At 68.1% G+C, this 24,369-nt stretch carries 20 protein-coding genes, 3 tRNA genes and 1 pseudogene; 10 read left to right on the top strand and 14 right to left on the bottom strand.

Translation table 11 applies throughout. The features are described from left to right. Positions 1-36: 36 nt before the first annotated feature. From ACXI0U_RS02130 to ACXI0U_RS02095, 8 genes are all read left to right on the top strand, one after another. Positions 37-1,338, top strand: a complete 1,302-nt coding sequence (locus tag ACXI0U_RS02130) for an NAD(P)/FAD-dependent oxidoreductase (protein ID WP_043244214.1) — start codon at positions 37-39, stop codon at positions 1,336-1,338. A 312-nt stretch (positions 1,339-1,650) separates the two neighbouring features. Then, positions 1,651-2,661 carry a LysR family transcriptional regulator gene (locus tag ACXI0U_RS02125; protein WP_271660074.1) on the top strand — a complete coding sequence of 337 codons (1,011 nt, stop codon included), beginning with the start codon at positions 1,651-1,653 and terminating at the stop codon, positions 2,659-2,661. A 26-nt stretch (positions 2,662-2,687) separates the two neighbouring features. Then, on the top strand, positions 2,688-3,401 hold the full coding sequence (locus ACXI0U_RS02120; RefSeq protein ID WP_031288648.1) for a 2OG-Fe(II) oxygenase: 714 nt from the start codon (positions 2,688-2,690) through the stop codon (positions 3,399-3,401). 57 nt (positions 3,402-3,458) lie between these two features. Next, positions 3,459-3,695: a hypothetical protein gene (locus ACXI0U_RS02115; protein ID WP_021221822.1), complete on the top strand. Its 237-nt coding sequence runs from the start codon at positions 3,459-3,461 to the stop codon at positions 3,693-3,695. A gap of 10 nt (positions 3,696-3,705) precedes the next feature. Continuing rightward, on the top strand, positions 3,706-4,251 hold the full coding sequence (locus ACXI0U_RS02110; protein WP_184488617.1) for a methylated-DNA--[protein]-cysteine S-methyltransferase: 546 nt from the start codon (positions 3,706-3,708) through the stop codon (positions 4,249-4,251). Between the two features lie 177 nt (positions 4,252-4,428). After that, positions 4,429-5,562 carry a bifunctional DNA-binding transcriptional regulator/O6-methylguanine-DNA methyltransferase Ada gene (gene ada, locus ACXI0U_RS02105; RefSeq protein ID WP_184488616.1) on the top strand — a complete coding sequence of 378 codons (1,134 nt, stop codon included), beginning with the start codon at positions 4,429-4,431 and terminating at the stop codon, positions 5,560-5,562. Continuing rightward, positions 5,559-6,173, top strand: a complete 615-nt coding sequence (locus tag ACXI0U_RS02100; RefSeq protein WP_479549664.1) for a 2OG-Fe(II) oxygenase — start codon at positions 5,559-5,561, stop codon at positions 6,171-6,173. The genes ada and ACXI0U_RS02100 overlap by 4 nt, the downstream gene beginning before the upstream one ends. Positions 6,174-6,176: 3 nt before the next feature. Continuing rightward, entirely contained in the window at positions 6,177-6,458 is a 282-nt protein-coding gene (locus tag ACXI0U_RS02095; protein WP_479549663.1) for an Ada metal-binding domain-containing protein, read from the top strand. A gap of 806 nt (positions 6,459-7,264) precedes the next feature. On the opposite strand, the gene ACXI0U_RS02090 is transcribed toward ACXI0U_RS02095, so the two are convergent. From ACXI0U_RS02090 to ACXI0U_RS02025, 14 genes are all read right to left on the bottom strand, one after another. Continuing rightward, the gene (locus ACXI0U_RS02090) at positions 7,265-8,515 is read right to left on the bottom strand and encodes an acyltransferase family protein (RefSeq protein ID WP_479549662.1); all 1,251 of its coding nucleotides are present in this window, start codon (positions 8,513-8,515) and stop codon (positions 7,265-7,267) included. 25 nt (positions 8,516-8,540) lie between these two features. Continuing rightward, entirely contained in the window at positions 8,541-9,287 is a 747-nt protein-coding gene (locus ACXI0U_RS02085) for an SDR family NAD(P)-dependent oxidoreductase (RefSeq protein ID WP_479549661.1), read from the bottom strand. Between the two features lie 29 nt (positions 9,288-9,316). Further along, the gene (locus tag ACXI0U_RS02080) at positions 9,317-10,087 is read right to left on the bottom strand and encodes an aldolase (protein WP_263400596.1); all 771 of its coding nucleotides are present in this window, start codon (positions 10,085-10,087) and stop codon (positions 9,317-9,319) included. Positions 10,088-10,145: 58 nt separating this feature from the next. Further along, positions 10,146-11,864 carry a GMC family oxidoreductase gene (locus tag ACXI0U_RS02075; protein ID WP_479549660.1) on the bottom strand — a complete coding sequence of 573 codons (1,719 nt, stop codon included), beginning with the start codon at positions 11,862-11,864 and terminating at the stop codon, positions 10,146-10,148. 56 nt (positions 11,865-11,920) lie between these two features. Then, positions 11,921-12,685: an SDR family oxidoreductase gene (locus tag ACXI0U_RS02070; protein ID WP_479549659.1), complete on the bottom strand. Its 765-nt coding sequence runs from the start codon at positions 12,683-12,685 to the stop codon at positions 11,921-11,923. Positions 12,686-12,720: 35 nt separating this feature from the next. Then, the gene (locus tag ACXI0U_RS02065; protein WP_021221812.1) at positions 12,721-13,446 is read right to left on the bottom strand and encodes a cupin domain-containing protein; all 726 of its coding nucleotides are present in this window, start codon (positions 13,444-13,446) and stop codon (positions 12,721-12,723) included. Between the two features lie 36 nt (positions 13,447-13,482). Beyond that, the gene (locus ACXI0U_RS02060; RefSeq protein WP_479549658.1) at positions 13,483-15,213 is read right to left on the bottom strand and encodes an FAD-dependent monooxygenase; all 1,731 of its coding nucleotides are present in this window, start codon (positions 15,211-15,213) and stop codon (positions 13,483-13,485) included. Positions 15,214-15,235: 22 nt separating this feature from the next. Continuing rightward, positions 15,236-15,949, bottom strand: a complete 714-nt coding sequence (locus ACXI0U_RS02055) for a methyltransferase (protein ID WP_479549657.1) — start codon at positions 15,947-15,949, stop codon at positions 15,236-15,238. A 35-nt stretch (positions 15,950-15,984) separates the two neighbouring features. Further along, a complete protein-coding gene (locus ACXI0U_RS02050; RefSeq protein WP_479549656.1) occupies positions 15,985-18,432 on the bottom strand; it encodes an AMP-binding protein in 2,448 nt (815 codons plus the stop codon). 55 nt (positions 18,433-18,487) lie between these two features. Then, positions 18,488-19,285 carry a class I fructose-bisphosphate aldolase gene (locus tag ACXI0U_RS02045; protein WP_037022255.1) on the bottom strand — a complete coding sequence of 266 codons (798 nt, stop codon included), beginning with the start codon at positions 19,283-19,285 and terminating at the stop codon, positions 18,488-18,490. A 9-nt stretch (positions 19,286-19,294) separates the two neighbouring features. After that, positions 19,295-20,620 (bottom strand): 3-dehydroquinate synthase II domain-containing protein, encoded by a 1,326-nt coding sequence (locus tag ACXI0U_RS02040; protein ID WP_479549655.1) that lies wholly within the window; start codon positions 20,618-20,620, stop codon positions 19,295-19,297. Between the two features lie 585 nt (positions 20,621-21,205). After that, positions 21,206-21,281, bottom strand: a tRNA-Lys gene (locus ACXI0U_RS02035). Positions 21,282-21,292: 11 nt separating this feature from the next. Continuing rightward, positions 21,293-21,369, bottom strand: a tRNA-Pro gene (locus tag ACXI0U_RS02030). A gap of 9 nt (positions 21,370-21,378) precedes the next feature. Continuing rightward, a tRNA-Asn gene (locus ACXI0U_RS02025) sits at positions 21,379-21,454 on the bottom strand. A 204-nt stretch (positions 21,455-21,658) separates the two neighbouring features. Between ACXI0U_RS02025 and ACXI0U_RS02020 the strand changes: the two genes are divergently transcribed. Together ACXI0U_RS02020 and ACXI0U_RS02015 are read left to right on the top strand one after the other, a co-directional pair. Then, on the top strand, positions 21,659-23,971 hold the full coding sequence (locus ACXI0U_RS02020) for a DUF1631 domain-containing protein (protein WP_479549654.1): 2,313 nt from the start codon (positions 21,659-21,661) through the stop codon (positions 23,969-23,971). A gap of 9 nt (positions 23,972-23,980) precedes the next feature. Further along, a pseudogene (locus tag ACXI0U_RS02015) lies at positions 23,981-24,310 on the top strand (PilZ domain-containing protein); the annotation flags it as partial. Positions 24,311-24,369 lie beyond the last annotated feature (59 nt).

Here is a 24,369-nt window from a genome sequence, read left to right as displayed (position 1 = left end):
ACCATAAGAATTCTTATAGCCTTGTGAGATGTTCCCATGACCCATCGTATCGTTATCGTCGGCGGCGGCGCCGGCGGGCTGGAGCTCGCCACCCGTCTGGGTAGAACCCTGGGCAAGAAAGGCCAGGCCAAGGTCATCCTGGCCGACGCCAACCTGACGCACATCTGGAAACCCCTGCTGCACGAAGTGGCCGCCGGCTCCTTGAACTCCACGGAGAACGAGCTGAACTACGTCGCCCAGGGCAAATGGAACCACTTCGAGTTCCAGCTCGGCCGCATGAGCGGTCTGGACCGCACGCGCAAGGCCATCCAGCTCGCCGCCACCCTCGACGAGGACGGCCGCGAACTGGTGCCCGCCCGTGAAGTGCCCTACGACAGCCTGGTGATCGCCGTCGGCAGCACCACCAACGACTTCGGCACCGAAGGCGCGTCCCGTCACTGCATCTTCCTCGACACCCGCGAGCAGGCCGAACGCTTCCACCGCCAGCTGCTCAGCCACTACCTGCGTGCCCACGCCCGGGAAGGCAACAGCGACCAGATCAGCGTCGCCATCGTCGGCGCCGGTGCTACCGGTGTGGAACTGGCCGCCGAGCTGCACCACGCCGCCCACGAACTGGCCGCCTACGGCCTGGACAGCATCCAGCCGGAGAACATGCGCATCACCTTGATCGAAGCCGGCCCGCGCGTCCTGCCGGCGCTGCCCGAGCGCATCAGCGCGCCGGTGCACAAGACCCTGGAACAGCTCGGCGTCACCGTGATGACCGGCGCCGCGGTCAGCGAGGTCACCGCCGAAGGCCTGCGCACCGCCCAAGGCGAGGTGATCCCCGCCAGCCTCAAGGTCTGGGCCGCCGGCATCCGCGCGCCCGCCTTCCTCAAGGACCTGGACGGCCTGGAAAGCAACCGCATCAACCAGCTGGTGGTCAAACCCACCCTGCAGACCACCCGTGACGACGCCATCTTCGCCTTCGGCGACTGTGCCGCCTGCCCCCTGGGCGACGGCAGCGACCGCAGCGTGCCTCCGCGCGCCCAGGCCGCCCACCAGCAGGCCTCGCTGCTGGTGAAGTCGCTGAAGCTGCGCATCGCCGGCCAGCAGGAGCTGCCCGAGTACCGCTACAAGGACTACGGTTCGCTGATCTCCCTCTCCAGCTTCAGCGCCGTCGGCAACCTCATGGGCAACCTCATGGGCAGCGTCAAGCTCGAAGGCTGGCTGGCGCGGATGTTCTACATCTCGCTCTACCGCATGCACCAGATGGCACTCTACGGCGGCTTCCGCACCCTGCTGCTGATGCTCAGCGACCGCATCGGCCGTAGCACCGACCCACGCCTGAAGCTCCACTGATCCACCCGGCCGGCATCCCCGCGATGCCGGCCTTCCCTCGCCTCTCCCCGCCGCTCCAAGCCCCTTTCCGCCCCACCGTCCGTCGCCCTTTCCCGCCCTGCAGATTCGACCGCAAGAAACGGAGTGCGGGACGGTCTCTTCACGCCGATATTGAGCCCCGCAACGCGTCTGGCCAGGGCGTTTGCGCCATCGGATAGGCGCCACCCGGGCCACTCGCGCACCAGGACCACTACGCAGTAAGGGCTGGAGGAACGCAGCACACCGGGCACGGCCCGGAACCCAGGGTCGATGACAGACAGGAGAGACTCATACATGGAACTACGTCATCTTCGCTATTTCCTCGCCGTGGCCGAGGAGTTGAACTTCACCCGCGCAGCCGCGCGCCTGCACATCGAGCAATCGCCCCTGTCGCGGGCCATCAAGGAGCTGGAGTCGGACCTCAACACCCTGCTCTTCGAACGCAACCCGCGGGGCGTTCAACTGACCTGGGCCGGCACCGTCTTTCTAGAGAACACCAAACGCATCTTCGCCGCCCTGGAGCAGGCACGGATGGACATGCGCGGCGTCGCCATGGGCTTTCGCGGCACGCTGCGGGTCGCGGTTTCCGATGGTATCGCCCCGCAAAAACTCGCTGACCTGCTGGCGCGCTGCCGCCAGGAGGAACCGGAAATGGAGATACGCCTGTTCGAGGTGAGCCACGCCCAGCAGGTCAAGGGCATGCTCGATCACAGCTACGACGTCGGCTTCGCACGCACCGACAACGCCATCGATGGCCTGTGCGTACGGCCGATCTGGAGCGACCCCCTGGTCGCCGCCCTGCCCGCCCGCCACCCGCTGCTGTCGCACCGCAAGATCCCGCTCAAGGAGCTGGCGCGCCACCCGCTGATCCTCAGCCACCCCGAAGTCCACGAAGGCCAGCACCAGCAGATCAGCCGCATGCTCAAGGCCAACCTCAGCGAAGCCGAGGAGGCCTCGCTGAACATCGTCGAGCAATACATCTCCCGCGAAACCATGCAGGCACTGGTCTCGGCCGGCTACGGGGTCGCCCTGATCTGTGGCACCGAGCAGAGCTACCTGCCCGGCAGCGAGATCGTCACCCGCGCGCTGTCGGTGCCCGACTCGGTGCTCACCACCTACCTGCTGCGCCCGGACAGCGAGCCCTCGCCGCACCTGGCGCGCTTCCTCGAACGCATCGAGCAGGTGTGCAACCAGCAGGAAGAACCGGAAACCTGCCTGTTCTCCGAACTCCACCCCCTCGCCCCCGTCTCGCGGCTGGCGCGGGTGGGCCTGTCCTTCAGCGCCGGGGACTTCTCCACGCCATGACCGCGCTCGCCACCCTCGAACACCCCATGCCCGATGCCGCGCTGGAGCGCATCGAGCGCCTCGACTGGCAGGCCCTCGAAACCGAGCTGGAGGCCCATGGCTGTGCGCTGATCCCGCGCCTACTGGACGACGCCGCCTGCGCCCAGCTCGCTTCGATCTACAGCCGCGACGAAGGCTTCCGCTCGCGCATCGTCATGGAGCGCCAGGGCTTTGGCCGGGGTGAGTACAAGTACTTCGCCTACCCGCTGCCCACCCTGCTCGGGCGCCTGCGCCACCGCCTCTACCCGCCGCTGGCGGCCATCGCCAACCGCTGGAACCAGCGCCTGGGCATCGACACTCGCTACCCCGCGCGGCTCGACACCTTTCTCGCCCGTTGCCACCGCGCCGGGCAGCGCCGCCCCACGCCCCTGCTGCTGCAGTACGGGCCAGGCTGCTACAACCGCCTGCACCAGGACCTGTACGGCGAACACGTGTTCCCGTTGCAGCTGGCGATCCTGCTGTCGGCGCCGGATGCGGACTTCAGCGGCGGCGAATTCGTCCTCACCGAGAACATCGCCGGCCAGCAACGGGCGGAAGTGGTGCCCCTGGGCAAGGGCGACGCGGTGCTGTTCCCGGTGGACCTGCGCCCCGTGCCCGGCAAACGCGGTGGCTTCCGCCGCGCCGCCATGCGCCACGGCGTCAGCCTCGTCAGAAGCGGCCAGCGCCGCACCCTGGGGCTGATCTTCCACGACGCCAGCTAAGGGGGCCACGACGATGAACACACCCTTCACGCACAGCCCCCACAGGGTGGGCTGACCATGCCACTTCACCCCTGGGAGAGCGGCACGCTGCCGTCGTTCGAAGCCGGCACGCTGGCGGTTGGAACGACGAGCGGTGACCCGGCCGCGCGCCTGCGGGTGATCAGTGCCTTCCAGGCACTGGTGGATGCCAGGCAGGCCCGCTGGCACACGGACGATTCGGGCCGGACCGAGCTGCACCTGGACAGCGGGGAAGTCTTCCTGCTGCGCCCCCACAGCGTCACTCGACTGCGATAAGGAGATTGCCATGACATTGATGATGAGCCGCCTGAGCTCGCCCCTGCGCGAGCTGCTGCTGGTGACCGATGAACAACGCCGCATCTGCGCCCTCGGCTTCGCCGACTACAAGCGCCAGCTCACCCGCTCGCTGAAGGACCGCCCCAGCCCCCGGGACCTACCGGAAATCCCCGCCCCCAAGGAGATAGCTACAGCCCTGCGCCGCTACTTCGAAGGCGACGGTGATGCCCTCGACGACCTCGTCATCGAGCCCACCGGCACGCCCTTCCAGCTTCAGGTCTGGGCGGCCTTGCGGCGCATTCCGGCCGGCACCACCCGCAGCTATGGCCAGCTGGCCCGCGAGCTGGGTCTGGAAGACCCGCGCGCCGCCATCGACGTCGGCGCCGCCAATGCCGCCAACCCCATTGCCCTGGTCATACCCTGCCACCGGGTGATCGCCGCCAATGGCGAACTGCGCGGCTACGCCTGGGGCCTGGAGCGCAAGCGCTGGCTGCTGGAGCACGAGAAGGCCCTGCGCCCCCTCGCCGCCGAGCCGCAGACCGCCGCGCTGTTCTGACCGAACGCGCAGCGCTGGACGCTGGAGAGGCTCATCATCTATACCCTCCAGCGCCCCCTCCGCCCGCATCGGAACGCCTCGGCGGAGCCACGGTGGATTCGAACGCAAGAACCGGAGTTCTTGCGTTTGAATTCGGTTTTAACCTGCAATAGTCAACGGTACTTCTGGATAGCCACCATGAGCAGGAACCCGCACGAAACCGCTCTCTACCTCACGGACGATCAACGCTGGGCAGCCGTCATCGCCCGCGACAGCGCCGCCGACGACCAGTTCGTCTACGCGGTGAAGACCACCGGCGTCTACTGCCGCCCCAGCTCCTCGACCCGTCTGCCCAACCGCAAGAACGTCGAGTTCTTCGATAACCCGGCCGCCGCCGAAGCCGCCGGCTATCGCGCCAGCCGCAGCCTGGCCGGCGACCGCACCAGCACCGCTGCCCGGCGCACCTCATTGATCGCCGAGGCCTGCCGTGCCATCGAGGCCGCCGACACGCCGCTGAACCTCAACCAGTTGGCGCAGCGCTCGGGCATGAGCCCCTCGCACTTCCACCGGGTGTTCAAGACCGAAACCGGGCTGACCCCCAAGGCCTATGTCTCGGCCTACCGCGCGCGCCGCCTGCGCCAGGAGCTCAGCGATGTCGGCACCTCGGTGACCGACGCCATCTACGGCGCCGGCTTCAACTCCAACAGCCGCTTCTACGAAACCTCGGACCAGCTGCTCGGCATGCGCGCCAGCGAATACCGCGATGGCGGTGCCGGCGCCTCCATCCACTTCGCCGTGGCCCAGTGCTCGCTGGGGGCCATCCTCGTCGCCCAAAGCCAGCGCGGGGTCTGCGCCATCCTTCTGGGCGACGACCCGGACGAACTGGTGCGTGACCTGCAGGACCAGTTCCCCAAGGCCCAGCTGGTGGGGGGCGATGCCGACTTCGAGCGCCTGGTGGCCCAGGTGGTCGGTTTCATCGAGGCGCCCTCCCTGGGCCTCAACCTGCCCCTGGACGTGCGCGGTACGGCGTTCCAGGAGCGGGTGTGGAAAGCCCTGCGGGACATCCCGCCAGGCACCACCGTCAGCTACACCGACATCGCCGAACGCATCGGCGCGCCCAAGGCGGTGCGTGCGGTGGCCCAGGCCTGCGGTGCCAACCACATCGCGGTGGCCATCCCCTGCCACCGCGTGGTGCGGCGCAATGGTGATCTCTCCGGCTACCGCTGGGGCATCGACCGCAAACGCGAGCTGCTGTTGCGCGAAGCCAAGCCGGCCAAGGCCGCCAGTGCCAGCGCAGCCCCTCGCAGCAAGCAGGCCGTGGCCCAGCCATGACGCTGGACTGGTCGGCGCTCACCCGCAGCCTGGAAGACGACGGCTACGCCCTGCTGCCCGGCCTGCTGGATGCAGGCGCGGTGCAGCACTGGCGCAGGCTGGCGGAAACCCAAGGCGCCGGCCTCGCGCCCCCGGAGCCTGGCCGTGGCGAGTGGATCGCCACGGCCGGCACGTCGTTCGCGGACGCGTACCCTCCCGAGCTCGCCAGCCTGGCCAATCGCTGGAACGAAGCCCTGGGTGAAGCGCACCGCTACCCACTCCAGGGCATTACAGTCGATGCACAGCTGTGCCGACTGGAAGCCGGCGACTACCTGAACCTGCGCCAGGGCGACGGCACGGCCCTGCCGCTGCGCATCGCCATCCTGCTGTCCTGTCCCGGGCAGGACTTCAGCGGTGGCGAATTCGTCGTCACCGAACAGCGCCCACGCATGCAGTCGCGCGCCACGGTGCTGCCCCTGCGCCAGGGCGACGCGGTGCTCCTCAGCATCGGCCGCCGCCCGGTGCGCAACAGCCTTGGCCAGCTCTACGGTGCCGGCCTCAAGCACGGCACCAGCCGGGTGCGCAGCGGTCAGCGCCTGAGCCTGGAGCTGGACTTCCCCGCCAGGCACTGAGCCATGCCGGACAGAACCTGGACCCTGATCGGCGCCGACGGCCGCCCCTTTGCCAGCAACCGCCCCGGCACCCTCGGCGGCCACCGCCGCAACAAGCTCTACGGCCGCCTCGACTGCCGCAGCGCCCTGCAGGCCCTGGCCCGGGGTGGCTACCAGGCACAGCGGGTGTTCTTTCTCGACGAAGCCACGGCGCTCAGCGCCGGCTACCGGCCCTGCGCGGTGTGCATGCCGGAGCGGTACAGGATGTGGAAGGCGGGAGAGCTGGGTGCCCAGGATGACGCCTGATCGCGAATGAATTCGCGCCTACGGGCGGACGACGCTACGCGCCGCTGGGCGACTGAAGTGGCTCTGTCTGCGTTAGCTGTTGTGGTTTTAATGCAGGCGCTCAAGCACGGTGCTTTCCGGGCGCTTGAGGGTTTGTGCCACCTCCACCGCATGGGTTTCGCTTCGCTCTACACCATCCTACGAAAGCCTGTGCGCACCACGTGGTGATGCGCTGGACGAAGAAAGTTGGAGCAGCCGCCAACGCCCCTCCAGGAGGCCGAACGCAGTCGTTGCGCCGGGGGACGAGCGGCATGGATGCCGCGAGAGGCGCGCCAGGCCATGGATGGCCCATCGCGCCGGCCCCCAGACGACGCTTGCGGCGAACGCACTTCAGTGCGGCCCGAAGGGCGAGCGTAGCGAGTAACGGCGATGGAGTGAGGGAACCCGACGCAGTCGGGCCGGATGATGGGGCAAGCCCTTTTGGTTCCTTTTCTGTGGTTCGGCATCCCGACGACTGAGAAAAGGGACTCGCCCGGGTGGGCGAAACCAGAAACATCACCAGAGCTCGGCAATCAGCTGGACTCAAATCCTCTAGCAACACTTAACGCAGACAGAGCCACTGAAGTCGCCCCTACAAAAAACCTGCAAGACAACACCGCCGAATGGACGTGACCGCTGTGTAGGGTGGAGGTCGCTCTTTACCTCCACCAGGCGGGGTCGAACAGGGCACGCCGTTATGCCCGAAGCGTTGCATTGAAACCCGCCCCCGCCCGGTGGATGGGTGAAGCGTCATCCACCCTACCCAACCTCAGCACCGCGCCGGCGACCTACGGGGCCGGCGTGGGGACCAGGGCTTGCGCGGCCGGCTCGGCGGGCAGGCGGGAGCGTTCGGTGATGCGCTTGCCGAGGGCGATCATGGGTTTCTCCACGGTGCGGTGGATCAGTTCGGTGGCGCCGAACACCAGCACCAGCATCAGCGCCGTGTACTGCGGCCAGAGCGCGTCGGTGATGGCGATGCCTTCGCTGCGGGTGTAGCGGAACATCAGCTCCAGGGTCAGGTAGAACATCGGGATGTGCACCAGGTAGAAGGTGTAGGAGCGCTTGCCGAGGTAGTCCAGCACCCACTGCAGCGGTTGCGGGAAGACGATCAGGTTGCCCTCGCAGGCGGCCATGAACACCAGCGCCAGGGACAGCGCGCAGACCACCGGCACCGCCAGGGTGTTGCCGAAGCCGATGGCGGTGACGCTGCCCAGCACCAGCGCCAGCAGCGTCACCACCAGCGCCCCGGCGTAACGATGGCGGCCGGCACGCACGCGGATCGCCTCGAACCAGCTCTGGGTGGTGGCCAGGTACAGCAGGCAGCCATAGATCAGGCCGTCGCAGCGGGTCTGGGTGAAGAAGAACACCTTCATCGGGTCGGAGAGGCTGAAGGGCCGCAGCACCAGGCTGACCAGCAGCAAGCCGCCCACCAGAGCCATCACCCGCGCGCGGGTGCTTTTCAGCAGCAGCAGGAACAGCGGGTAGAACAGGTAGAACTGCTCCTCCACCGACAGGCTCCAGTAGGGCGCCAGCGGCACGCCGCCGGCGATCTTGTTGTCGGGCAGCCAGAAGTTGAAGGTGTAGGTGAAAATGCCCAGCGCCGCCTGGGCGTTGTACACCGGCGGGGCGAAGTACTGGCCCTGGTTGAGGAACAGGCTGAACAGCATCACCAGCGCCACCACCAGCCAGGCCACCGGCAGGATGCGGAACACCCGGCGCACGTAGAAGGCGCGGATGCAGGCCGCCCGCTGCACGCCACTGCGCAACCCGTCCAGCTGTTCCAGCAGGGTGCGCGAGATGATGTAGCCGGAGATCACGAAGAACAGGTCGACCCCGGCCCAGGCGTTGCCGAACAGGTCGAGCACCGACTCGGGCTTGGGGTAGTGCATGGTGAAGGTCCAGGGGTAGAACACCTGGTACAGGTGGACGTAGAAGGTCAGCAGCACGGCGATGGCGCGCAGCCGGTCGAGTTCGAGGTTCCTCGACGTGCCGCCGTGGCCGGCGAGCCCGGTGGCGGGCAGTTCGGTCTTCATGTTCATGGTGTCTACCCCTGGCGGCCCGTGGTTACAGCTTGGTGCCGCCGTCGACGCTGAGGATGTCCCCGGTGATCCAGCGCGAGGCGTCGGAGGCCAGGAACAACGCCGCGTCGGCGATATCCTCCGGCTGCGCGATGCGCTGCAGGGCCTGGATGCCGAGCACGAAGTCGCGCCCCTCATCGCTGCGCACGAAGCTGGACATCTCGGTGTCCACCACCCCCGGGGCCAGGCCGTTGACGCGGATGCCGCGCCCGCCCAGCGCCTGGGCGAAATGCAGCACCAGGGTGTCCAGCGCGCCCTTGGTGGCGGCGTAGGCGGGAATGTCCCCCACCGCCGAGCGCGCACCCAGGGAGGAGATCAGCACCAGGCTGCTGCCCTCGCCCAGCAGCGGCAGCAACTGCTGGACCAGGAAGAACGGCGCGCGCACGTTGACCGCGAACAGGCGATCGAAGTCCTCGATGCGGGTCTCCTCCAGCGTCGCGGTCTGGGCGATGCCGGCGCTGGCCACCAGCACGTCCAGGCGGCGCACGCGCTCACCCATCTCGGCGGCGAGGATGCGCGGCCCTTCGGCGCTGGCGAGATCGGCCACCAGCACGTCGGCGCGGCCACCCCGGTCGCGGATCTCGGTGACCACGCCGTGGGCCTCGTTGACCCCACGGTTGCAGTGCACCAGCACATAGGCGCCGGCGGCGCCTAGGGCCAGGGCGGTGGCCTTGCCGATGCCACGGGAGGCCCCGGTGACCAGGGCGTTCTTGGAAAGCAGGGATGGCTGCATGGCGGAAACCTCGTGAAGAAAGTGAAAGGTCAGAAGGGCAGCTCGCGCAGGGCGCGGCGGGCGAAGTAGTCGAAGGTGGCGCGGCTGCGCGTGGGCTGGAGGATCCAGTCGTGGGCCTCGCGGGCCAGGGCCGGGTCGATGTCGCGGATCTCCCCCGCCGCCTCGGCCAGCAGCTGCATGCGCGCGGTGCGTTCCACCTGCACGGCGAGTACGCAGGCTTCCTCGACGCTGCGCGCGGCGATCACCAGGCCGTGGTGGGCCAGCAGAGCGGCGCGGCGGTGCTGCAACACCGAGGCGATCAGCTCGCCCTCCTCGTTGCCCACCGGCACGCCCGGCCAACGCGCGAGGAAGGACACCTCGTCGTAGAGCATGCAGCTGTCCATGTGCGCCACCTTCAGCGGGCGCTCCAGCAGCGACAACGCGCTGGCGTGCATGGGGTGGGTGTGGACGATGCAGTTCACATCCGGGCGCGCACGGTAGATCCAGGAATGGAAGCGGTTGGCCGGGTTCGCCATGCCGTCGCCGGCCATCACCACCAGGTCCTCGTCCACCTCCAGCAGGTTGGCCGGGGTGATCTCGTCGAAGCCCAGCCCCAGGCGCTGGGTCAGGTAGCGCCCCGGAGCCCCGGTGCGTGCGGTGATCTGCCCGGCGAGGCCGGAGTCGTGCCCATGGGTGAAGAGCACACGGCAGGTCAGCGCGACCTTCTCGCGCAGCGGCCGCTCCGTGGCCACCAGGTGGGTGTTCATGGCGTCGACGCTCTTGTCGATCAGCTCGGCCTTCTCGGCCAACAGGGTCTTCATGGCGTTGCCTCGGGTTCGGGTTGGGAAGGCCCGCGCCACCAGGGGCGCGGGCGTCGGTTCAGGCCGTGGCGTGGTGGGGGTGCGAGCGGCGCTCCTCCACCAGTACCTTCGCGGCGAGCTGGGCGACCGAGAGCACCGAGGCGTGGATGTTCACCGCCGGCATCTCGGGGATCACCGAGGCGTCCACCACCCGTAACCCGTCCACGCCCCAGACCCGGAAGCGCGAGTCCACCACGCTGCTGGCCGGGTCACGGCCGGCGGAGCAGGTGCCGGTGTAGTGCAGGCCGGGGCCGGCGTTGCGGGCGATGAAGGCCAGCTTCTCGGCGTAGGTGCGCAGCGGGTCGGCCGGGTAGAGGCCGCCGTTGAACCCGGCCAGCGCGCGGCTCGCGCCCAGGGCCAGGCCGCGCTCGAGGGCGAAGACCATGTTGTCGCGGTCGACGCGCTCGGTGAGGTAGCCCGGGTCCAGCAGCATGTTCTGGCGCGGGTCCGTGCCGGCCAGGCGCGCGCGGCCGCGGCTGCGCGGCTTGGCGAGGAAGGGGATCAGCGTGTAGGAACCGCCGGCCGGCGCCTGCAGCGGGCCGAAGGGGTACTGCATGCCGGCCACCTGCACGTCCGGGGCGAGGTGCGCCGGGCCGTTGCTGTAGTACGACATGGTCGACACACCGTTGGAGAGCTGCGGCGGCACGAACACCCGGGAGCGGTACTGCAGGCTCAGCAGCAGGTGGTCCTGCAGGTTGCGGCCCACCGCCGGCAGGTGCTGGCGCACCGGGATGCCCTGGGCGCGCAGCTCGTCCAGCGGGCCGATGCCGGAAAGCATCAGCAGCTTGGGCGACTCGCAGGTGCCGGCGCAGAGGATGGTTTCGCGGTTGGCGCGGATCTGCACCAGGGCGTTGTCCACCAGCGCGCGCACGCCCCGGCAGCGGTTGCCCTGGATGATCAGGTTGGTGATCAGCGCATCGGCCAGCACGCTGAGGTTGGCGCGGGCCAAGGCCGGCACCAGGAAGGCCTGGGCCGGGCCGACCCGGTAGCCGTCGGCGGTGGCGTTGACCTCGGTGACCCCGGCGCCATTGAGCGGGCGGCCGGCATTCAGTTCGATGGTGCGCAGCCCGGTGTCGCCGCTGGCGGCCAGGTAGGCGGCGGTGAGCGGGTGCGGGTCGGCGTAGCGGCCGACGCGGATGCGCGAGGGGCCGCTGCCGGGGCTGCCCACCGGGCGTGCCATGTCGTCATAGGCGCGGAGCAGCGCCTCGGCAGTCCAGGGGCCGCCGACATGGCGTTGCCACTGGGCCAGGTCGCGGGGGTCGCCGCGCAGCCAGATCATCGCGTTGATGCTGCCGGAGCCACCCACCACCTTGCCGGCCGCCAGGGCCTGCTGGCGGTTGTCCAGCTGCGCCTGGGCGGTGCTCTGGCGGGCCCAGTCGGTGTCGCTGCCGATGTTCTGCAGCCACAGGGCCACTTCGCGGACCTTAGGTTGGTCGATGCGATGGCTGCCGGCTTCGATCAGCAGCACCGAGGCGCCGGTGGCGGACAGGCGGTCGGCCAGCAGGCAGCCAGAAGAACCGGCGCCGACTATCACGTAGTCGTAGTCCAGGCGCTGGGCCGGGCGGCCATCGCGCTCGCCGGCCAGGGCGGCGGCGGGCAGCAGGCCCATGCCGGCGGCACCGGCGCCCGCGCCGAGGGCCAGCAGGCGGGTGAGGAAATCGCGACGGCCGGAGGCGCCGAAGCCGGCTGCGCCCTCCCGGATGGCGTCGAGCGACGGGGAGTCGTTGTGCTTCTTCATGTTCGTTCCTGAACGGGGTCGGCTTCCTGGGGCGGGGGCGCGAGGCCCCCGCCGGTTCACGTGCGGGTGATGGTCACGCCGCCTTCCACGAACAGGGTCGTGCCGGTGACGAAGCTGGAGGCATCGGACGCCAGGTACAGCGCCGACTGGGCGATCTCTTCCGGGCGCGCCATGCGCTTGAGCGCGTGGATGCTCTCGACGAAGGCCTTCTGCTCCGGGGTGGAGGCGGCGGCGCGGCCCATCTCGGTGTCGGTGCCACCGGGCAGCAGCACGTTGACGCGCAGGCCCTGGCCGCCGTACTCGGCCGCCAGGGTGCGGGTCAGGCCCACCAGCCCGGCCTTGCTCGCCGCGTAGGCGGCCATGCCCGGGAAGCCGACGCTGTGACCGACGAAGGACGAGGTGAAGATCAGCGAGGCGCCGGGGCGCTTGAGCAGCTCGGGGATCTGGTGGCGCGCGCAGAGGAAGGCGCTGGTCAGGTTGGTGTCGATCGTGTCGTGCCAGCCTTCGAGGGAGATATCGGTCACCGCGCCCAGGGCGCCCATGGAGCCGGCGTTGTTGAAGGCGATGTCGAGGCCGCCGAAGCTGCTCACCGCCAGGGCCACCGACTCACGCACGCACTGCTCGTCCTTGATGTCACCGGCCAGGGCGACAGCCACGCCGCCAGCAGCGGTGATCTCGTCCACCAGCCGCTCCAGGGCCTCGCCCCGACGAGCCACGGCCACCACCTTGGCGCCCTCTTTCGCGAAGAGCTTCGCGGCCTCGAAGCCGATGCCGGAGCTGGCCCCGGTCACGATCGCGGTCTTGTTCGCCAGAATACTCATGTGTCACCTCGTTCCTTGTTGGGTTGTCCCGTGTTTCACGCCTGCTTGGCGGATTCGAACAGCCTGATCAGGCCGTCCAGGTTCTTGCCGAAGGGCGCCTCGCCCTCCTCCACCTTCTCGGCGTACTGCCAGAAGTCGGTGCTGAACATCATTCCGTAGTCGCGCGCCTCGCTGACCGCCTTGAGCTGCACGATGGGGTTGTTGCGTGCGCCACGGACGCCCGGGAGGATCGGCCGGGCGATGGATTCGAAGTAATCCTTGAGGGTCACTTCGGGGGTGTCGGGGGTCCACACCAGCCACATCATCACGGTCTTGTCGGAGATGTTGAGGAAGCCGTGGATGTGGTTGCGCCGGCCGAAGACCATGGCGCCCTTCTTCATGGGGATCATGCGGATGGTGTCGCGCCCGGAGACGTCCGGCGGGTTGTCCATGTCGGTGTAGGTGCGGGTGCCCATGAGCATCACCACGCCACCGTCAGGGGCGTAGAACCACTCGTCCGTGCGGGTGTGCACGTGCAGCGGCGGGCCCGAGCCCGGGGGGATTTCCACCTTGGCCATCAGGTAGCGGCCACGGGTGGTCTCGCCGGTCTTCACGAAGCGGATCGAGGCGCCTTCCGGCTCGCCGTTGACCACTTGCGGGTTGGGGTCGTCCTCGATCAGGGCGAAGGCCGCCGCGTTCTCCTCGGCATCCTCGGCGTAATCCGACTGCAGGTCCTGTTCCAGCATCTCGCCGGTGTCGAAGCCGGCTTCCAGTGAGCTCATACATCCTCCTTGCGGGTCAGTGACCCGGTCGTTGATCTAGCCAACCGCACCCAGGACGCTACCCAGCGCCTGGCCATCCTTCGGGCTCACGACACAACCGTGGCCCACGAGTTTTTCCAGTACCGCGCCAGCGTCTTCTGGCACCGCATCGCCGCGCCAGCCGATGTGCTGGTCGGGGCGCACCAGCAGCAATCCGCAGCGGTAGCAGTCGCGGGCGCTGGCCGGCAGTTCCACCACCGTCAGCGGAATGCCACGGGCGGCGGCGGCATCGCGCAGGCGCTCCACCGACGGCGCATCAGGGCCGTTGCGCAGCAGGGTGAAGCCGCTGCCGAGCAGGTCGAATACCGAGCGTCGCGAGCCCTCACCCGCCGGCAGCCACAGGTGCGGCAAGCGCCCGCCGGGCACGGTGCTGGGTCGGTAGTGCAGGGGGTCGTCCTCGGGCGGCTGACCTTGCTGCCAGACGATGGGCGAGCCGTCGTAGCGCGCGCCCAGCTCCACACCGATGGAAGTGAACTGGCCACGGAAACCACGCAACGAAACACCGAGTCGGGCACGGGCGCGCTCGCCCTCGGTGCCCCGCGCCTCGACGGCGGCGGGCACTTCCACCTTGCCCACCCGTTGGGTGAGCTGGCGCGCGGCCTCGGTGTTGCGCAGGGTGACCGGGCGCCGCTCCGCCTCGTAGGAAGCCAGCAACCCTTCACCGGCCCAGCCCTGCACCGCGGCGGCCAGCTTCCAGGCGAGGTTGGCGGCGCCGTCGATGCCGGTGTTCATGCCGAAGCCGCCGGTGGGCGAGAACAGGTGGGTGGCATCGCCGGCGAGGAACACCCGGCGATCGGAGAAGCGCTCGGCCACCAGAGCCAGGCCGCCGTGCCAGACGGCGTGGGCCAGCACCTCGACGCCGACCTCGGCGCCGATGCCCTGGCGGATGGCGGCGACGACCCGGTCGTCCTGGGGCATCTCGTCATGGGAGCGCGCCTGGGTCATGAGCAGGAACTCGTCCGCGCCGTCCAGGCTGATCAGCAGCATGCGCGCATCGGGCGCCACCACGTTGTACATCCAGGCCTTGCGCCCGGCGAGGATGTCGCGGTGCAGCGCAGGGATGCGCACATGGCTGGAGAACATGCGCCCGCTGAGGAAGCCGCCACTGGAGCCGTCTGGCCCCAGGTAGCCGATGCCGAGGGTGCGACGGACGAAGCTCTGACCACCGTCGCAGCCCACCAGGTAGTCGGCGGTCCAGTGCTCGATGGCCTCGCCGCTGGCGCTTTCCACGGCGATCAGGCGCACGCCGTCGGCATCCTGCTCGAAGCCGCTGACCCGCCAGCCGAAGCGCAGCTGGATGTTGGGGCGGGTGCGGATGTGTTCGAGCAGGAAGCGCTCGACGTACATCTGGTTGGCCCGCAGCAGCGGCTCGGGCACCTGGTCGGTGTCCTCGGCGCTGCGTGCGGCCGCCATGCGTTCGCGCTCGGACGGCATGTCCAGGCGCGCCAGTTCCCAGGCATTGAGGCGGGTGAAGTAGGCGACGTCGCGCGGGTGGTCCAGGGGCAGGCCGAGGCGGCGGATGGCCTCCGCCAGGCCCAGGCGCCGGTAGTGCTCCATGGTGCGCGAGTTGTGGGTGTTGCCCTTGGGGTGCCAGCGGGTGTTGCGCTCGCTGTTGAACAGCACCACGGGCACGCCGTGGTGGTCCAGGAACAGCGCGAGCATCATCCCCACGGGGCCACCGCCGACGATGGCCACGGCGGCGTGCTGGGTCTTCTGGCCTGTGCTCACGATGAGCCTCCGTCGCTGCCGGTCAGGCGCCTGCGGATGCGTGCGCACCCGGCAGGAGCTGGAGGATGTCGTAGCGCGGCGCGCCTGTGCCCTGGCCGGTCACCGAGGACAGCAGCCGCGCGCCGTAACCGTGCTCGGCGAGCATCGCCTCCAGCGCGCTGCCGTCGCCCTGGCTGCTGAAGCCCATCAGCAGCAGGCCGCCTTCGGCGAGGTAGTCCGGCGCCTCGTCGAGGAAGCGCTTGTGGGCGGCGTAACCCGGGTCGCAGAAGGCCAGCATGATGGCCTTGTCGAACACGTGTTCCGCCTCGACGAAGACGAAGTTGGAATTCCAGAAGATGACGTCGAAACGCTCGCCCGCCTCCAGCACCTTGAACAGGTCGCCCTGGCGGACCGACATCACTCCGGTGACGCCATGCCGCGCCGCATTGGCGCGGGTGTTGCGCACGGCGGCCTCGCTGATGTCGCTGGCCACCACCTCGCGGCAGCCCTCCAGGGCGGCGGTGACCGCAGTGACGCCGGCGCCGCAGCCGATCTCGAGGAAGCGCCCGCCCCGTGGGTAGGGCACGTGGCGGGTGAAGATGCCGGTGGACTGGAAGTGGGTCGGCGGGAACACCCCCTCATGCACCACGAAATCGCGGCCCATGCATTCGTATTCGGTCTGCCCATCGGCCTCGGCAGCCGCGAGGCGCTGGCGGACCGACGCCAGTGCGCCGGCCTCCTGGATTGCTTGAGTCATGCTGAGATTCCTTCTGTGGATAACCGGCGCGGGGCTCAGAGCCCGTGCCCGGCAGCGGCGAGTTGGCGATCGGCGAGGGCCGGGCGCAGCAGGTGCAGCACCTGGTGCCCGCCCTCCCCGGCCAGCAGCGCCTGGGCCACGCCACGCAGGTGACGCTTGAGCACCTTGCCGGTGGCGCCGACCGGCAGGAACGCCAGGTCACTGACCACGGCGACGGCGATGAAGCCCTCGGCGACGATCACGCCGCGCTGGGCGCAGGCCTCGTGCAGGGTGCGCAGCACACGGGAGGCGATGGTGGCCGGGTCGCCCGCATAGCGGTCGGGCAGCACCAGGGCGACCAGGCCGACACCGCCGCTGCGGGCCGGGTCGACGCCGACCACGGTGACGTCGCAGACGCTTTCCACCTGCTGCGCCGCTTCCTCCAACTGGAGGGTGTGCAGGGCGCCGGCGGGCGACTCGATGACGTCGACCGCGCGGTCGATCTGGAAGAACTCGCCGTCCTTGCAGAAGGCGATGTCACCGGTGAGGAAGTAGCCGCCGCGCCAGGCGTCGACGGTCTTCTGCGGCTGCTTCCAGTAGCCGGAGGTGACGGTGGGCGAGCGCACGGCGAGCAGGCCGACTTCGCCGGGCTTCACCTCGTCACCGCTGTGCGGGTCGAGCACCTTGGCCACGGCGATGTCCACCGGGCGGCCGATGCAGCGCTGGGCGGCGACGGCATCGAGGGTCGATTCGCTGCGGAACAGCGCCATGCCCAGTTCGGAGCTGCCGAAGGCGTCGATGAAGCGCGATTGCGGCGCGCCTTCGAGTACCTGGCGGATATGGCTCTGGTGCGAGGCATCGCCCATGGCGAACCAGCGGCGCACGGTGGGGAACTCGTCATGGCCGATGCCGCCTTCGACCAGCAGCACGTAGCTGCGCGGGAAGGCCGCCACCGTGGTCGGCGCAAAGCGCTGGATGGCTTCGCGCAGCGCCTCGCCCTGCTGAGTGCCGAGGACGAAGGTGGGAATGCCGTGGAGGATGGCGGTTTCCAGGTGGCTGATGGCCGCCGAGTGGGACTGCGGCAGGGCGCTGAGGAAGCGCTCGTCCGGGCCTTCGGCGAAGCGCCCGATGCGGGCACGCTTGCCCATGAAGAACTGCCGGTGTTCGAAGCGCACCGCCTTGGGCAGGCCGGTGGTGCCGGAGGTGTGGCTGAGCATCACCAGGGTGGAATCCTGCGGCTCCAGCGGCCACCAGGCGGGCATGCGCGGCGCCGGGTCGAGGGCGGCGCGGGTGACATCGAGTACCGGGCGGCCGGCATCGCGCCACTGCCGGGCGAAGTCGCTGGTGATCAGGGTGACGGCGTCGGTCACCAGGCGCTCGAAGCCGTTCTCGTCCATGTAGGCAATGCCGAACTCGGCCGGCATGGCTGGGTTCATCAGCGAGATGGCCGCACCCAGGCTGGTCAGCGCCAGGTAGTGCAGCAGTGGGGAGAGGCCGTCCTCGACCGTGACCGCGACCACGTCGCCGGGCTTCACGCCTTGCTCCAGGTACCAGGCGGCCAGGGCCATGCGGTGGTGCTGCAGGTCATTGAGCGACAGAGCGCCAACCGGCGTGCCGCGCAGCAGGGTCAGGGGCTTGTCGAGGAACAGGAACGGCTCGTCGGGCGTGGTGCTCAGCGCCAGGCAGCGATCGAGGAAGTTGCCACTGCCGAGCGAGGCATCGCCGCGCAGCGTCTGCAGGGCCTCCGCACTCATCAGGGTGCTGGCGGCACCGAGGGGCTGGGCGCTGGGGCCCTGGGCCAGCTCGGTGAGCATGGCCATGCGCAGGTGCACCATCTCCTCGCCGATGGCGATGACGCGGGCGCGCAGGTAGGGACGCTCGACGAGCATGCGGTCGATGATCTCGCGCATGACGATGGCGTGGTCCTCGTCTTCCTCGATGTGCAGGACGAAGAAGTGCTCGGCCTCGCGCGGGGCGTTGTGGCTGCGCAGGGCGTCGAGCACCGGGCCGTAGATCAGCGGGACTATGGCTTCGGCGCCGAGGCACAGGGCTGCCAGGCCGTCGATCGGGTCGCTGCTGCGGCAGTGGCGGAACATGCCGTCGATCAGCTGGCGCGTGCCGGGCAGCAGGGGGCGGCTGCGCGGCGGGGCCGACATCAGGTCCATGGAGCGGCGGTACAGCTCGGCGTGGGAGATGTCGACGCTGTCGCCGCCGGACAGTTCCTCGGTGAGGTTGCAGGACAGCGACTTGAACTCGCCCTGGTCGGCGATGCTGCCCATCAGCGCGCAGAGGTAGCGGGTGAAGTACTGGGAGTAGTAGTGGTGCTGGATGAGGAAGTGGCGCACCTGGTCGAGGCTGACCGCGCCGTTGCGGCAGGCCACGAGGAAGGGGTTGGCGTTGAGCCGGCTCAGCAGCCCCTCGGGGAAGAGGTCCTTCCACAGCGGCGAGAGCACGTATTCGTTGCGGGCACCGGTGGGCGCCGCGTTGTCGTCGAGGTAATCCATTGACCTGTCACCCTGGGTTGACCGCTTGTGGCGGTCGCGTGGAGTTGAGTTCCGTTCACACGGCGCGACTGAGGTATTCCGTCTCGCCCTTGATGCAGTCCGCCAGGCGCCTCAGCAGTTCGAGGGGGCGCGGGTGCTGGAAGACGTTGCGCCCGACGCACAGGCCGGCGGCGCCGCTGGCGAGGATGGAGCGGGTGAGGCCGAGCAGGCGTTCGTCTTCCGTGCGTTCGCCGCCGGCGAAGAAGATGCGGATGTCGCGGCAGTGGGTTTCCACCAGTTCGGTGCAATCACTGGCGGACTCGGGCATGGCCAGCTTCACCGCGTCGGAGCCGAGTTCGGCCACCACCCGTACCAGGTGGCTGAGGCGCTTCTGCCGATCACTGGCGGAGAGCCCGCGGACCTTGTCGTAGAGCATGGTGAGGATGGGGAAGCCGGCGCTGTGGGCGGCGTCGGTCATGGCGCCGAGCAGGGCGACGTTGTGCTGGAAGTTGTCCTCGGTGAAGTTGATCTGTATCGACACCGCGTCGGCGCCCAGCTCCAGCGCCGTGTCGATGCTCGACACCATGATCTTGGTGTCGGGCTCGGGGGCGATGCTGGCCATGCCGTTGAGGTGGAGGATGACCCCGGTGGAGGGGTGCAGCATGTCCCGCAGGATCAGCCGCTCGATCAGGCCCTTGTGGCCGATGACCGCGCTGATGTGGTCGCTGGCGATCCATTTCTCGAAATCGGCGGTGTGGGTCATGCCGGCGATGGGCCCGAGGGTCAGGCCGTGGTCGATGGGCACGATCAATCCGCGCCGCGAGGCCGGGAACAGCAAGCGCCGCTCCCTCAGTACTCTGCTGACGTAGCTCATGGCGCGCCCCTATTTCTCGATGATCGATTCGTTGATCTTGATGCCCACGTGGCGGCCGGGCTCGGTGACGTAGCCGAGGACCTTGTCGCCGGGCTTGAGCTCGGAGATGTTCAGCGGCTTGGCGGCGTCGGAGAAGATGCGTACGTGCCAGTCGTCCTGCATGAGGATGTTGACCCGCTCCTTGCCGGGGAACTCGACCTCGATCAGGCGCAGCGGGCGCTGCTCGATCTTCATGCGGCCCACGGCGGCGCGGCGAACACGGCCCTTGGAGTTGACGATCATGATCGGCGAGCCGGCCTTCAGCTCGCTCATGTAGTCGGTGCGGTTCTCGGTGTTGAACACGTAGCAGTGCACGGCGCCGGCGTTGACGCGGAACGGCCGCAGCTCCATGTAGGGCAGGAAGTAGACCTCGGGGCAGCACAGCAGCCCACCCTGGGAGGTGCTGCCGACCAGCATGCCCTCGTCGGGCTCGAACAGGGTGGAGGCGTCGATGCAGGCGCGGTAGCCCATGCCCACCGGGCGGCTTTCGATCACGGTGCCGACCTGGATATTGAGGTTGGCGGCGCTCTGCGCCTGGGACATGCGGGCGAGGAATTCGCTCATCACGCCGTGGTCGCGGGGCGAGAAGATCACCCCTTCGGCGCCGTATTCCATCACCCCGTAGGAGACAATGGCGTCATCCACGTCGGTGGGCGCCTTGATTTCCTTCATCAGCACGGTGGAGGTGGATTGCAGCGAGGCGATCACCAGCTCCAGCGGGATGTTGGTGGGGTCGCGGAAGAGGATCCACAGGTAGTTGCTGCGCAGCCCCAGGTCGATGGCGGCCAGCAGGCTTTCGCGATCATCAACGTAGCTGGTGTAGCAGGTGAGCAGGCCGTCGCGAGCCAGATCGGCCAGGACGTCGGCGTCGTTGTAGGCGACGGAGCGGTTGCGGGCGGCGACGCCCTTCTTGAAGTCCTCGAACTGCGGGCCTTCGCGGAAGGCCTTGAGCTCGGCCGCGTTGCGCAGGCGGAGCACCACGTGCATCCGCGAGGGGACGGCGGGGAGCAGTTCGGCGAGGTTGTCCATATAAAGGACGATGCCGGTGTAGAGCGAGTTGATGACGCGGACGAAGATGCCATCGTCGGGGCGGCGGGTCGCCAGCTGGGCGCTGTCGAACCAGACCAGCTGGCTGTCATTGGCGGTGCGTTTGCTTTCGCCGTTGCTGCGGATGTTGGTGAGCCGCACCGACGTTCGCTTGGATACCGTTTCGGGGGTCTCGAAGGCCTGGTCGGCGGCGTCTTCACGGATCACCGGGACCTCCTTGCCTTTCACCCCTGCGCTTGCGTTGCTCATGTTCCCTCCAGGCTGCGAGCCATTCCATTCAACTTGGTCATGTAGAGGCATCCAGAATCAGCTGCGTACAGCATCTGCATCGCGCAACCACAATCGGGAGTTCCTCTCCCGCTGGAACCGTTCTCGTGCACCCGGCGCGGTAGTGCGTCTGGGCAAGCGTGCAAAGAGCCGAAGGGGACGAACGGTTCGTCTCCGCCTGCTTTTGCGTGGAGCGGAGTCTTTCCCAGGGGCAGGTACGAGGAAAGACCATGTGAGCGATGGGGTATTCACTGAGGGGGATGGAGCACAGGCAGACGCGACAGGTCCGCAGGCAGACCGGCCGCAGGCAGGCGAAAAACAACGAAGCGGCACGGGCAGCCGGGAGAGAACCAGTCCCGTGAGGTCGGGTGTCAGACCCAAAAAGAATGTACGGACCTGCGGCAACTCGCCGCAGCAACCGATCGACCGCCCGAACACGGGACTCTGGAGGTCTGGCGCCAGTGCGTAGATGCAGGAATGAAAGGCCGGAAACGAAAAAGCCCACCTCGAGAGGTGGGCTTCTTGAGGAAGCCTGGCAACCTGATGGCTACCTGACATTCCTGAATATGGTGGGTCGTGTAGGATTCGAACCTACGACCAATTGGTTAAAAGCCAACTGCTCTACCGACTGAGCTAACGACCCATAAAAAGGAGTGGTCGGGGTAGAGAGATTCGAACTCCCGACATCCTGCTCCCAAAGCAGGCGCGCTACCGGACTGCGCTATACCCCGTTTGGAAGTTGGCTCCGCGACCTGGACTCGAACCAGGGACCCAATGATTAACAGTCATTTGCTCTACCGACTGAGCTATCGCGGAACTTCTAACTTTCCAATCTCATCCGCTTTGAACCGTGGTTCGCTGCATCTGAGGCGCGCCATTTTACGTTTCCAGAACGAGCTGTCAACCCCTGAAAAGCGAATTTATACAATGCTTTGCAGTTGTCTGGCCGACTGCTATATCTGTGCCTATTCAAGATCACCTACAGGACGCGCCGGCCAAACGGCCCCGGCAGGACAGTCCATGAGCACCCAGGACACCCCTCCCCCTTCCTCCCGCCCGCAAACCATCCTTGCTAGCCGTGGTATCCAGCCACGCTTCGGCGAGTTGGTGCAGAGCTGCCGCAAGCTGGTGATGAACCGGCTGGCGGAACACCTGACCGGCGTTTTCGCCCAGGTCGACGACACCTTGTTCGAATGCGCCGAAAAGGCCGAGAACAACCAGGTGCAGACGCTGTTCTTCGACAGCATGCGCGACGTGCGCAAGCAGCGGCCGCAGATCGAACGCGCCTATCACCAGCGCATCGCCCAGCAGTTCGCCGATTTCCTCGATGGCACCCTCAAACCGGAACAGACGGCAGCCGAGATGGATGCCGACCGCCTGGAGCTGGTGCAGAACGAGGAATATGAAGAGAGCCTGCTGGTCACCAATATGGTCAGCCGGGTCAAGGCACGCTGCGCACAGTCGCTGTTCGCCCTCGACCAGCGCCTGGCGCTGCTCAACAACGGCAAGAAGATAGGCGAGGACAGCAACCCCTTCGGTCCCCAGGCCATCGCCCAGGCCTTCCGCGAAGCCCTGGAGCCGACGCCCTTCCCGCTGCGCATCAAGACCATCCTCTACATGCTCTTCGACCAGCATGTGATGCAAAGCCTGGAGACGCTCTATGACGCGCTCAACAAGCGCCTTATAGAAGCCGGCGTGCTGCCCAACCTCAAATACACCGCGCAACGGGCCCCCAGCCCGGCGCGCAGCGCAGCGGTGAACGGCCAGCCCGCACCGGCCGCCCGCAACGAGCAACCCACGCCGGCCACCACGCTGCCACCTCCCCCTGCCGACCTCGGCGCGCCGCCGCCCCTGGACCCGGGTGCCCTGTTCAGCGGCCTGGCCGCGCTGCTGGAGGAACACCGCCAGCGCAACCTCGATACACCGCTGCTCGGCGGTACCCCGAGCATCGCCAGCTACGCCCCGCGAGGTGCCACGCGCACCTACAGCGCAGCGGAACTGCTGGAAGCGCTCAATCGCCTGCAGCAGCAGTCGGCCCATGAACTCGCCGCGCGCCTGCAACAGCCTCAACGTGTAGACGGGCTCAAGGCTGACCTGCAACAGCAACTGGAAACCCACAGCAGCCTGCCGGGGCAGCAGAAGCTTTCCGACCAGGAAGCCGACGTCATCGACCTGGTGGGCATGCTCTTCGACTTCATCCTCGACGACGACAACCTGCCGGACAGCTGCAAGACCGCCCTCTCCCACCTGCACACGCCTTATCTGAAGGTGGCGCTGCAGGACAAGGCGCTGTTCACCCAGCATCACCACCCCGCCCGGCGCCTGCTCAACACCATGGCCCAGGCCGGCGTGCTCTATGGCGGCGAAGGCGAGGAGCGCGGGCTGCTGTCGAAGATGCAATGGGTGGTGGAGCGGATCATCCACGGCTTCATCGGCGACCTGCAGCTGTTCGACAGCCTGCTGGACGAGTTCAACGAGTACGTCGCCACCCTGCGCCACAAGGTCGAGCTGCGCGAACGCCGCGCGGTCGAGGCGGCCAAGGGCCGCGACAAACTGCTCAGCGCACGCCAGCAGGCGGTGGACGCCATCGCCAAGGTGCTGGCCGGGCGCGAACCGCCGAGCATCATCCGCAACTTCCTCGAACAGACCTGGAGCGACGTGCTGGTCTTCGTGCTGCTGCGCCACGGCGACCGTGGCGAGGAATGGCGACGCTCGCGGGAAGTGGCCGAGCAGCTGGCCTGGAGTGGCACACCGCTGGATGCCAACGGCCGCGAGCGCCTGCAAGGCCTGCGCGTGGCCCTGCTGGAAGACCTGCGCAAGGGCCTGGAACTGCTCGGTGGCTACCACGAGGACGGTATCCGCCGCCTGCTGCAGGATCTGGTGGCGTGCCAGCACGCCGTGCAGGGCAAGCAGCCGCAGCTGGCAGCGCAGATCAACCCCGACCTGCCCAAGAGCCCGCTCAGCGAAATGCTCGGCGAAGACGCCGGGCTGCTGGCGCCGGCACCCCCGTCGGGCCTGTCGCCGCGCGCCCAGTTGCTGGTCAAGGAGCTGGAGAGCCTGGAGTTCAACACCTGGTTCGAGTTCGTCGAGGAGGGCCAGGGGCGCAAGCTCAAGCTGTCCTGGTACAGCCCGACCACGCGCAACTACATGTTCGTCGACCACAGCGGCCAGCGCGTCGCCATCAAGCCCATCACGCTGCTGGCCAGCGAGATGGAACAGGGGCTGGCACGCATCATCGCCCCGGAACACAACGCACCGCTGGTGGACCGCGCCCTGGGCGCCATCTACCGCGTCCTGCAACGTTTCACCGGCCGCAATGCCGAGCCGAGCTAAGGAGCCCCCATGGAAGACCGTCGACATAGCAGCCGCCACGCCACGGAACTCCAGTTGGAGGTTTACGACCTGCATACTGGCAACCGCTTGGGCCGCGTGGTCGATCTATCCCTAGACGGCTTCATGCTGTTCAGCGAAAAACCGCTGGCGACCGACTCCGTCTGGGAATGCCGCCTTGTCCCCGCCGCCCCTGTGGACGGCATTAGCGAAGTCCGCCTTGGCGCCGACTGCCTCTGGAGCCGCCCTGGGGCGGACGGCCAACACGCCTGGACGGGATTTCACATCATCGACTTGGCGGAGGATCAGGCCAGGGCGTTGGAGGTGGTGTTGGGGCGGATTGACTTCCCCCAACAGCATCAAAGCAGCAGAAAGCCCCGTTTCATGAACAGTCGAGGACT

It is taken from the genome of Pseudomonas sp. C9D1, from assembly GCF_056491235.1.
The sequence above is the reverse complement of the archived record's forward strand: the minus strand, read 5'-3'. Positions and strand labels throughout refer to the sequence as shown.